The organism is Mesorhizobium sp. LSHC420B00 (genome assembly GCF_000503055.1).
GTDB lineage: Bacteria > Pseudomonadota > Alphaproteobacteria > Rhizobiales > Rhizobiaceae > Mesorhizobium.
Window position 1 is genome coordinate 48,495 of record NZ_AYVY01000031.1, and the last position, 10,265, is coordinate 58,759.

General features: G+C 62.9%; 11 protein-coding genes and 1 pseudogene. 4 read left to right on the forward strand and 8 right to left on the reverse strand.

Features of this window, described 5'->3' with window-relative positions; translation table 11 throughout:
* The first annotated feature begins 88 nt into the window (after positions 1-88).
* Positions 89-514 carry a GNAT family N-acetyltransferase gene (locus tag X760_RS67980; protein ID WP_023721925.1) on the forward strand — a complete coding sequence of 142 codons (426 nt, stop codon included), beginning with the start codon at positions 89-91 and terminating at the stop codon, positions 512-514.
* Between the two features lie 16 nt (positions 515-530).
* On the opposite strand, the pseudogene X760_RS77420 reads toward X760_RS67980, so the two are convergent.
* The 7 genes and pseudogenes from X760_RS77420 to X760_RS68010 form a co-directional block, all read right to left on the reverse strand.
* Positions 531-695, reverse strand: a pseudogene (locus tag X760_RS77420) (IS630 family transposase); the annotation flags it as partial.
* Positions 696-1,013: 318 nt separating this feature from the next.
* The gene (locus tag X760_RS73905) at positions 1,014-1,628 is read right to left on the reverse strand and encodes an MBL fold metallo-hydrolase (protein ID WP_198030553.1); all 615 of its coding nucleotides are present in this window, start codon (positions 1,626-1,628) and stop codon (positions 1,014-1,016) included.
* Between the two features lie 235 nt (positions 1,629-1,863).
* Positions 1,864-2,019, reverse strand: coding sequence for a hypothetical protein (locus X760_RS76695; RefSeq protein WP_023721927.1), 156 nt, complete (start codon positions 2,017-2,019; stop codon positions 1,864-1,866).
* Between the two features lie 449 nt (positions 2,020-2,468).
* Entirely contained in the window at positions 2,469-3,635 is a 1,167-nt protein-coding gene (locus X760_RS67995; protein ID WP_023721929.1) for an FAD-binding oxidoreductase, read from the reverse strand.
* Between the two features lie 31 nt (positions 3,636-3,666).
* The gene (locus X760_RS68000) at positions 3,667-5,253 is read right to left on the reverse strand and encodes an ATP-binding protein (protein WP_023721930.1); all 1,587 of its coding nucleotides are present in this window, start codon (positions 5,251-5,253) and stop codon (positions 3,667-3,669) included.
* Positions 5,241-5,933 (reverse strand): response regulator transcription factor, encoded by a 693-nt coding sequence (locus X760_RS68005; RefSeq protein WP_023721931.1) that lies wholly within the window; start codon positions 5,931-5,933, stop codon positions 5,241-5,243. Before X760_RS68005 ends, X760_RS68000 begins: the two co-directional genes overlap by 13 nt.
* Positions 5,934-5,937: 4 nt before the next feature.
* The gene (locus X760_RS68010; RefSeq protein ID WP_023721932.1) at positions 5,938-7,491 is read right to left on the reverse strand and encodes a DUF4173 domain-containing protein; all 1,554 of its coding nucleotides are present in this window, start codon (positions 7,489-7,491) and stop codon (positions 5,938-5,940) included.
* A gap of 278 nt (positions 7,492-7,769) precedes the next feature.
* Between X760_RS68010 and X760_RS68015 the strand changes: the two genes are divergently transcribed.
* Both X760_RS68015 and X760_RS68020 read left to right on the forward strand, forming a co-directional pair.
* Positions 7,770-8,651 carry a CoA ester lyase gene (locus tag X760_RS68015; protein ID WP_023721933.1) on the forward strand — a complete coding sequence of 294 codons (882 nt, stop codon included), beginning with the start codon at positions 7,770-7,772 and terminating at the stop codon, positions 8,649-8,651.
* A 24-nt stretch (positions 8,652-8,675) separates the two neighbouring features.
* A complete protein-coding gene (locus X760_RS68020) occupies positions 8,676-8,882 on the forward strand; it encodes a DUF1737 domain-containing protein (RefSeq protein WP_023721934.1) in 207 nt (68 codons plus the stop codon).
* A gap of 89 nt (positions 8,883-8,971) precedes the next feature.
* On the opposite strand, the gene X760_RS68025 is transcribed toward X760_RS68020, so the two are convergent.
* Positions 8,972-9,394 (reverse strand): metallopeptidase family protein, encoded by a 423-nt coding sequence (locus X760_RS68025; protein ID WP_023721935.1) that lies wholly within the window; start codon positions 9,392-9,394, stop codon positions 8,972-8,974.
* Positions 9,395-9,577: 183 nt separating this feature from the next.
* Here X760_RS68025 and X760_RS68030 point away from each other — a divergent pair.
* On the forward strand, positions 9,578-10,265 hold a 688-nt coding region (locus X760_RS68030), incomplete at its 3' end, for a hypothetical protein (protein ID WP_023721936.1).

Genomic DNA, 10,265 nt, shown 5'->3' on the forward strand with positions numbered 1-10,265 from the left:
CTGTTTTTGGACCTCCGTCGTCGATCGAAACGCATGATCGGTACAAAACAGCTTCAAAACCACCGGCCCATGGTGCACTTTTGTCGACATGACAACGCGATCCAAGGTCCTCTACGCCAGCGAACCGGGTCTCGGCATCGCCGAGTTCCGCCGCGTTCTGGTGGAATCCGGCCTCGGCGCCAATCGCCCCGTCGATGACGACACCCGATTGAACGCGATGCTGTCAGGGGCCAATTTGGTGCTCACCGCGCGTCTCGATACAGAAGGGAAGCCGCTGGTCGGTGTTGCCCGCGGTGTTACCGATTTCTCGTGGGTCTGTTTCGTTTCCGAGCTCGCCGTTTGCAAATCGGCGCAAGGGCTCGGCATCGGCAAGGGCCTGCTTGATGAAGCGCGCCGGCAACTCGGGCCTTCCGTTGCCATAAGCCTGATTTCCATGCCCGACGCCGTCGGCTTTTATGAGCGCATCGGCATGAAGCGCGTGTCCGACGCGTTCTGGTTCGACCGCAAGCGCTGACGCGTTGCCTTGCCAGCTAGTGGATCGAATCTAACGTTTGGTGCCCGCGTTTGACCGCGGCGGCGATCCTGTCGGGGTCGGCGGTCCAGATGAAGGGTCTGGGCTGCTGGTTGTGCTCGGCGAGGAAGGGGTAGATTGCCGCCCTGGAGGTCGACCACCGAGTGAAGACGCCGCGCTTGAGCGGCGCTTCGACAAGTGCGGGTGGCCGAGGGCGATCGCCCAGTCGGCGTCCTCGGCGATTACGGCGGCTGCTGATCCTCGAACCAGAATGATGACTGGCGTCGCGAGATGGTTCCCACCGACGGCAAGGGAAAATGCGACGTCATTACGATGCGGCCATTGTCCGAGCAAGCCTCCAGGAATGCCCATCTCGTCCGACGTGCCTGGTCAGGGTCCGTGTCGTACCGAAAGCTCCAGTCAGGGTATATGCATTGCATCGGCCAATGCATGAGATCGCCGGAAAACACTGCCCCTACGCCTCGAGATTTCAGGCCGATGGCTACGTGCCCCGGGGTGTGGCCCGGCGTCGGTTCCAGCCACACTTCGCCATCGAGTTCATAATCCATATCGACAGCACAGCCCGACCAGCCTCGACGATTGGCAACACATTGTCCTCATAGGTCCGATCTTCGTCATCACCGGAGGCCGCCTGTGCGGCCTCGAACTCGCGCCGCGCCATGATGTAGCGGGCGTTCGGGAATGTCGGTACCCAACGCCCGTCCACCAATCGTGTGTTCCAACCGCAATGGTCGACATGAAGATGGGTGCACAGCACATAGTCGATCTGCTCGGGAGCAACACCTGCATTTGCCAGGCGCTCCAAAAAGGTGCCGTCATTGCGGCGATGCCAATGGGGGAAGTATGCGAACGTCTTATCGTTGCCGACGCAACTGTCGACCAGAATGGTGTGGTGTCCGGTACGAACAAGAAAACTCTGGATGGGAAGAATAAGCCGGCCGGTTGCAGGCGATATTAATCGCGGCGTGAGCCAATGAAGATGCGGTTCGAGCGCTTCATCGGTGCAGTCGGGAAACCATTCCGACGGCGTCCGCAGAGGGTCGCACATCTCCAGAATTCTGGTTATCCAGATATTCCCGATTCTCCAGTCATCCACTGACTGCATCCTTCTTCGATCGAGGACGGATCGCTAGAGATAACATTTGCGGCCAGATGGCGTCAGACATTTCTGCCTGTAGGAGAAGGAGCGCTCGCGATGTGGCCGCGCTCACGATCGGGTACCAAGCGTTAGAACTTAACCACTAGTGGTCGAAATCTGACGCTTGGTTCCGGGGCCGTAAGCCCGCTCAGGGTGGAAAGCGGACGCTACCATGTACTTTTTGGCAAAGCGCTCAGTGCGCGCGTGACGCAAGGTGAATTTCAAGCGGCTTTGAGATGAGGCCTTTATCAACGATGGCTTCAAGCGTCTGCTTCGTCAGACTGATATCGTCATATTGCTGCGGAACCGACAGAATTAACCCACCCTCTTCGGGCGTGGCATAAAACACTACATAGCCTTCGCCTCACCGGCGAGAGGGAAGGCGATAGTATTGATTTCAGTATCCATTACTCGCTTGCCAAAAAAATAATTGGCACGATTATTCTGCTGACGTAATTCAAACTCCTGATGCTGGAGAACAGAGTATATACGTTTGTTCTCCGGTGACTCAGGGTCGTTGCTGCATCCAGAGAATGGGATAATTGCGAACATCAACACTGAAAGTGCCTTCCAACTAGTGGAGGTCAAGCCAAATTCCTGCTTTCCATGGCTCTTTAAGTATCTGCCCTAGATGTCCGAAATGAGTCGGCAGCGGTATTCCGTTTCGGGTACCAAGCGTCAGGTTTTGACTACTAGCGTGCGGACTTTTGATATCGGCGGGGCAGCCTCCCCTCTGTCCGGCAGGACAGAGGGGAGGGCGGGAACTCGACAGAGCGGCTTATTCTGGGCGGCCTTCCCTCAAATCACGTTCAATTCACGAAACGCCCGCCCCTCAGCGACTCGGCTATACCCAAACGCCGAGCAATCCACCGTGCGATAGCCGCCATGGACGATCAGTTCGGCCAGCGCTTTGCCGACCGCCGGCGCCTGCTGCAAGCCGTGGCCGGAAAAACCGTTGGCGAAGAAGAAATTGCCGACCTCGGGATGCGAACCGATCACCGCGTTCTGGTCGAGCGTGTTGTAGTCGTAATGGCCGACCCAGGCGCGCGTCGGCTTGATCGCCTCGAAGGCCGGAATACGGGTCGCCAGCACCGGCCAGATCACCTCTTCGAACAGCGGCCAGTCGGGTTCGAAATCTGTGGGGTCGGCGGGGCCTTCGCCCTCTTCCGGCTCGGCGCCGCCGGTGATGTAGACCGAACCTTCCGGCCGGACATAGATGCCGCTCGGGTCGACCAGCAGCGGCATGTCGTCATATTTTTCGCGCGCCTCGAAGACGAAGACATTGCGCTTGCGCGGCTCCACCGGCAGCGCCAGCCCGGCCATTGCTGCCACCTTGCCGGCATTCGGCCCGGCAGCATTGACGACGATGCCGGCCTCAAGCCGCTCGCCATTTTCGAGGGTCACACCGGTGACGCGGCCGCCTTGCCGCTCGATGCCGGTCACCGACGCCGTGATGAAGTCGATATCCTTCGTCCGCAGCGCCTTGCGGAACAGCATCAGCATCGCATGCGCGTCGAACCAGCCCTCGCCGCTGCGGCCGTAGGCCCCGGCAGTGATACCCTCGGCCGATAGCCACGGAAACCGACGAACAAGCGCCTCGGCATCCTCGAGCACGATGTCGGCGCCCTCGGCCATCTGCGCCTCGTGGTTGGCCTGCAGGATAGGCAGCCCGTTTTCGCCGGCAAGGATCAGATAGCCGCCTTCGCGAAAGCCGATATCGGCGTCCGCCCCGAATTCTTCCTTCAACCGCCGGAACAGTTTCAGCGTGAACTGCGACAGCCGGATGTTTTCAGGGATCGAGAACTGCTGGCGGATGGAGGCGCAGGACAGCGTTGTCGCCGCATGGGAAAATTGCGGGTCGCGCTCGACAACCGCGATCGGGCCCGAAAACCCTTCCTCGCGCAGATAATAGGCGACCGAGGAGCCGACGATGGCTCCGCCGATGATGATGATGTCGTAATGCACCTTTTTCGCCCTTCCGGTCTGAACCGCCGAGTCACGCCGCCGGCAGGATGATCTCGAAGCGCGTGCCGCTCGCCGAGTCAACCAGCCGGATCGTGCCATCATGCGCTTTCAGGAGGGCCAGCACGATGCCGAGGCCCATGCCGGTGCCGCCGGAATCGCGGCGCGTGGTGAAGAACGGCTCGAAGATGCGGCCTCGGTTGCTGGGCGAAATGCCGGCGCCGTCATCGTCCACCACAATGGTGGCCTTGCCGTCCGCGCTTGCTGCCGTGACCGAGACCAGCGTCGCGCCGTGTCGCGCCGAATTGTCGATGAGATTGGCCAACACGATCGCGGCGTTTTCGGCCGATATGCGCAGGCCGATATCGGCGCCCGCCTCGAGGCGCACCGCCAGCCTGTGGTCGGCCGGCAGCAGCGCCAGTGCCGGAGCGAGTGATGTGCCTTGGCCGCTGGGCTCGAGATTTTCGGCACGCGCAAGGTCAAGCAGGCGGCGCACCAGCAGATTGAGCCGGCCGGCATCGGTGACGATATTGTCTGAAAAACGCCGCCGCTCGGCCTCGTCCATCGCGCCGCCCGAATCGCGCAGCAGTTCGGCTGCCCCCTGGATCGCCGTCAGCGGCGATTTGAGTTCGTGCGAGACGTGGGTGGCGAAGGTCTGGATGCTGTCGGAGCGCGCATGCAGCTTTTCGGCCATGTCGAGGAAGGCCGCGGAGAGCGCCGCCATTTCGCGCGTGCCGTGGTGATCAAGCGACCTGATCGCCTCACGGTCGCCGGCGGCGATGCGCTCGGTGCGCTCGATCAGTGCATAGATCGGCCGGCTGACGGTGCGCAGGAAGACCAGCCCGATCAGCAGCGTGCCGCCGAGGATGGCGATTGCCGCCAGCGCCACCTTGCCGCGCTCGCCAAAGAGATGCTTGACGATGTTGTTCGGCGTCCGCGACAGATAGACCACGCCGGCGACCTTGCCGGAGACCGCAACTGGTATGGCGACGAAGACGCGGACTTTGGTGCCGCGGCTGACCGAATAGAGCGGCGGCGATGGCTGGTCGGGAACCCGCAGCCTGAGCGCGCTGGCGTAGCGGCCGGCAAGCGCTGCGCGAACCTCTTCGACCGCGGCGAGCGACAGGCCGGCCTCCTCGCGGCCGGCAATGACCACGCCGCTGGGATCGAGCAGCCGAAAGCCGGCCAGCGTGGTTTTCTGCGTCTCGGCAAGAATGCCCGACAGCCGCGCGCCGATTGCCGCGAAGGCAGGATCGACGCTGGCCGCCGTGGCCGCGGGCCGGGTCGGCAGTATCCTGTCGGACGCAAGATCGAGGCGCGGTTCGATCGGCTGGTAGGCAGAAGCCCGATCCCTTGTACTGGGTGGAGGCATGGGTGTGCCGAGCTTTTCCGGGGCAAGGCCGGCCTCACGGACCTCTAGCGCATAGATCGCGGCAAGGGCGGCACCTTGCGCGATCAGCTCGGCCTCGGTCTGGCGGATCAGCTGGTTCTCGTACAGCCGGAAGAAGAACAGGCCGGCCAGCGGCAGTGCCATCACCATGATCAGGATGGCAATGACGACCGTGGCAAGCCGTGGCCGCCATTTGCTGCCAATCCGTTCTTGGGCGCTCACGCGCCGCATTTGCCGAGCCGGAAGCCGACGCCATGCACGGTCTCGATTGCATCGACGCAGCCGACCGCCGCCAGCTTGGCGCGGATGTTGCGGACATGGCTGTCGACGGTGCGGTCGGCGACGTGGATATTGGCAGCATAGGCATTAGCCATCACCATGTCGCGGCCGAGCACATGCGCGGGACGCGCCAAAAACCCTTTCAGGATCGCGAATTCGATGCCCGTCAGCACCAGCGGCTTGCCGTCGAAGCTGGCTGTATGGCTTGCCGGCACTAAGGCCAGTCTGCCATGCGAGAATTGCCGATCGTCGGCATGTTCGGGCGCAGGCCGGGCGCGGCGCAGGATGACGTTGACGCGGGCGACCAGCTCGCGCGGGCTGAACGGCTTGGTGACATAGTCGTCGCCGCCCATTTCCAGCCCGAGGATGCGGTCGATCTCTTCATCCCGCGCGGACAGGAACAGCACCGGCACGTCGGATGTGTGGCGCAGCCGCCGGCACACTTCCAGCCCGTCCATTTCCGGCATGCCGATGTCGAGCACGACGAGATGGGGCGCGCGGCGTTCGATCGCCTGCAAGGCAGCCGCGCCGTCCGGCACCGCCAGCGTCTTCATGCCGGCCTTTTCGAGCGCGAAGCAGATGATTTCGCGAATGTGCGGATCGTCGTCGGCGACCAGTATGTGGTGCGGCATCAAATCAGCGGCCCGGCATGAAGGGTTCGGACATCGGAGGAACCACGAACGGGATACGTGTGTCGAGAGCACGAAGGCGCCGCCAGTCGCGAAAGCTCCAGGCGCGCCAGTTTTCTAGGCCGGCGCGGTAGCGGGCCTCGTCCTGCCCAAGCAAACGGGCGAGTTCGCGGTACGAGGAAACGCTGGCCGCATTCGTCCTGCCCTGATGCTCGAGGAAACGGTCGAGCGCCGGCCAGGCGCTGGGACCGAGCGTACGCAGATACCAGAAATCGAGTTCGGTGCCTTGGCCGGTCATTTCGAATGAGTGCTCGACATTGTAGTTGGCGATCAGCGCCGCGAAGTTGACGAAGCAGCAGGCATAGAGCGTCATTGAAAGCGTCAGAAGATTGGCGGAAAGCAGCCATTCATTGGATTTTTCGAACGCGATGCGGGCGATGATCAGGGCAAGGCCCGCCGCCACCAGTCCCATCCAGACGAAGGCGGCGATGCGCCAGTAGGTCAGCGCGTAGATGCCGATATAGAGGTCGAGCCGCAGGATCGACGAGATGACCAGCACGATGTTCTGCGCCACCCAGACGTAGACCAGCCGGCGGATGAGCGGATCGCTGGAGGTCGTGCTGCCCGGCCGCAGCGCCGCCAGGACGAAGCCGGCTGCGAGCAGCGCTGTGATGATCAAGGGATAGGCGCCGCGATGCGCATAGGCGGCGTAGGTCAGCCCGTCGGGAAGCGCGATGCCGCCCCACAGATAGGTGGCGTCGAGCGCGGTCTGCATCGCGAAAAGGATGTTGAAGACGACCAGCGCACGAAGAATCGCGGCCTTGCCGAAGATGATGTCCTCGATCGCCTTGGCGGGTTTTGTCGTCGCCCGGCCGACAGGCACAGGCGACAGCACACGCGGAATGGAGCGGAGAAAGCGCGGTAGGCGCGGGCGCAGAAAGGCCCAGACGCCGACCAGCACGAACAGCCAGAAGGCGAGACGCGGCAGCTGGATGAGCTCGAGCAGTGCCATTAGGTCGATCAGCGACAGCCAGTATTCGACGACCGGATTGGCGGCGCCGAACAGCGCGAGAAACACCGCGCCGAGGCTTAGCGGCATGACCCAGACGGCAATCGTCGCAAGGCGCACGCGCCGTCGGCCAAGCTGCCGGGCCGCCTTGCGCCAGCGAAAGAAATCCAGGACGAACCGAAAGGGCGTTGCAAGCAGGAATAGCGAGAGTTGGCCGGCAATGCGGGCAACCCCGTGCTTCAACCGCCCGGCCAGCGAAAGCGCGAAGACGGCCAGCGCCGCCAGCCCGATCGAGACGGACAGCGCACTGACATTTTCCGCGAGCGGCAGCAGCGCCACAAGCAGCGCAACTGGCTTGAACCAGGGCCTGCCATCGTTGAAGGAGCCGAGAGGATGGACAGCCATGCTCGTGGTGGCAATCGCAACGCCGAACAGGAAAAGCGTGATGCCGGCCGGTTGGCTATAGAAGAAAAAATCGGCCAGCGCGACGAGCAGGACGGCAACGCCGAAGCGGCTGCAATAGCTCGGCGCCGGCGTGAGGAACGCTGTCATGATCGGGCTTTCTCGGCCGCTTTGATGCGGCCGGAATATCTGGGCGGGGATTTGCGGACGAAAGGGAGGAGGTTTGCCGGCGGCGGATCGACAAGCCACCAGCTGTCGCGGCGAAGCCGGTACGGCAGGGACCAACGGCAATTTGTTTGCTCTTGCATGCCGCCCTTGTCGCATTCTGTCGGGTGGCAAGCGGGGCGGAGACGAGGAGATTTTCCGAAATTGCGTGCAGTTTTTATGCACGGCTTGCCTCGGCCGTCTGCAGGCGGCATAGATCGGACATGACTGCCGAACCCTCCCGCCCGCGCCGCTCGGTGCTTTACGTCCCGGCTTCGAACGACAAGGCATTGGCCAAGATCCGGTCGCTGGCCTGCGATGCCGTCGTCATCGATCTCGAGGACGCCGTCGCCCCGGCCGACAAGCTTTCCGCGCGCGAAAAACTGGCGGGGATTTTCGCCGGCCGTTCCAACCGGCGCTGCGAGATGGTTGTGCGCATCAATGCGCTGTCGAGCGAATGGGGCGCCGACGATCTGCTGGCTGCGGCAAAATGCGCTCCCGACGCCATCCTGCTGCCCAAGGTCGACACGCCGCGCGACATTCTCGAGGCCGGTGACGTTCTCGACGACAATTTTGCGCCGGACGAGGTCAAGCTATGGGCGATGATGGAGACACCCAAGGCGCTGCTCAACATCGGCCCGATCGCCGAGCTTGGCCGCGACCCAGCCTCTCGACTGGTTTGTTTCGTTGCCGGAACGAATGATCTGGTCAAGGACACCGGAATTCTCACCACGCCCGACCGGCGCTATCTCGTGCCGTGGCTGATGCAGATGGTGGTCGCCGCGCGCGCCGGCGGCCTCGACCTGCTCGACGGCGTCTTCAATGATTTTAGCGATATGGACGGGTTTGCGCGCGAGTGCACGGAAGCGGCCGCCATGGGCTTCGACGGCAAATCGCTGATCCATCCGGCCCAGATTGAGGCCGCAAACCGGGCCTTTGCGCCGTCGCCTGAAGCGATAGCCGAGGCGGGCGCGATCAAGGATGCCTTCGCGCTTGCCGAAAATACCGGCAAGGCGGTGATTGCGCTGAACGGAAAGATGGTCGAGCAGCTGCATTTGGCGCAGGCCGAAAAACTGCTGGCGAAGGCCGCCGCTGTTCGCGCATGATTGTAACTCACGACGGGATTGAAAATGAAACTCTACCGCTTTTTGTCCGGCCCGGACGACGCCAGCTTCTGCCACAAGGTGACGGCGGCGCTCAACAAGGGCTGGCACCTGTTCGGCTCGCCGACCTATGCCTATGACAAGAATGCCAAGACCATGCGCTGCGGCCAGGCGGTGGTGAAGGACATCGAAGGCCAGGAATACGGCCCCGACACCAAGCTCAGCGACTGGTAGCGCTGACATCGCTTCGGGTGCCCGCGAATGCGGGACACTTCTGGACGCTGGCGCGAAGGAACGCTGCGCTCTCCAGTCCCCAAACGACGTCACTCCGCTGCCTCTTCGATCTTCTCCATATCATCGTCCGACAGGCCGAAATGGTGACCGATCTCATGGATCAGCACATGGGTGACGATGTCGCCCAGCGTCTCCTCGTTCTCGGCCCAGTAGTCGAGGATGGCGCGGCGGTAGAGCGTGATCCGGTTCGGGCCTTCGCCGGTCTGCGGATTCCAGCGCTCGGCGATGCCGCGCCCCTCGAACAGGCCGAGCAGGTCGAAGGGCGTTTCCAGCGAAAGGTCGTCCATGATCTCGTCGGTCGGGAATTCGGCGATCTGAATGACGATCTCGCCGGTCAGCTTGCGAAACTCCTCCGGCAGATGGGCATAGGCCTCCAGCGCCAGGAGCTCGATTTCCTCCATCGTTGGCGAAAGCTGGTCGTGCCAGATGCGTGTTTGGTAGATGCGAGCCATGCTTTGTCCTTTGATCCCGGCATATAGGCTTTCGGGCCGGACTCGGCAAATGGTCGGGCTGGAGCGCCCGGACCATGCCATCAAGGCAGGAATAAATTCCCCATGACTCCGCTTGACTCTTTGGCCGCCCTCTGGAATCTATAGGAACATAACAGGAACAATTGTGAGTGGAAGCTGACCGTCATGGCGACAAGCGCCGTGGCGCGGGAGACTGTTTTTGCCCTGCGCCGCCAGATCGCGAAGATCGAAGGGACCTTGTCCGAGCGCCTGGAAGCGCCGGCCGGTTCGTCGTTTGACGCGGATGTGCCTCGCCAGAGTCTGGCATCCTCTCGGAATCCGACACCCGCTCGGAATCTGACGATTGTCCGTCGCGGCCTCGCCGTGGCGCCGCCCGATGCGTTTTTGCGCACCGGTGCCGAGCGCCTCGATGCTGCGCTGAGCGGCGGCCTGCCGAAGGCGGCGCTGAGCGAGTTTCATGGCGCCGCGACCCGCGATGCCGGAGCAGTCGCCGGTTTTGTCCTGTCGCTCATCAGCCTGATCCTCAGCCAGGGGCCGCGACTGCCGGTGCTGTGGATCGGCACATCCGAGGTTTTCCGCGAGGCCGGCTTTCCCTATGCCGGGGGGCTTCACGCCTTCTTCGGCATCGAGCCGGAGCAATTGCTGTTTTCCGAGGCGCCAAGGCTGCTCGATGCGCTGTGGGTCGCCGAGGAGGCCGCCAGGATGACGGCGCTGGCCGCAGTCATCCTCGAAATCCGTGGCAACCCGCAGCGGCTGGATCTCACCGCGACGCGGCGGCTGCACGCCCGGGCGCAGAGTGCCGGCCGGCCGCTTTTCCTGCTGCGCCAGGCCGGCGAGCCCGAGCCGACGGCAG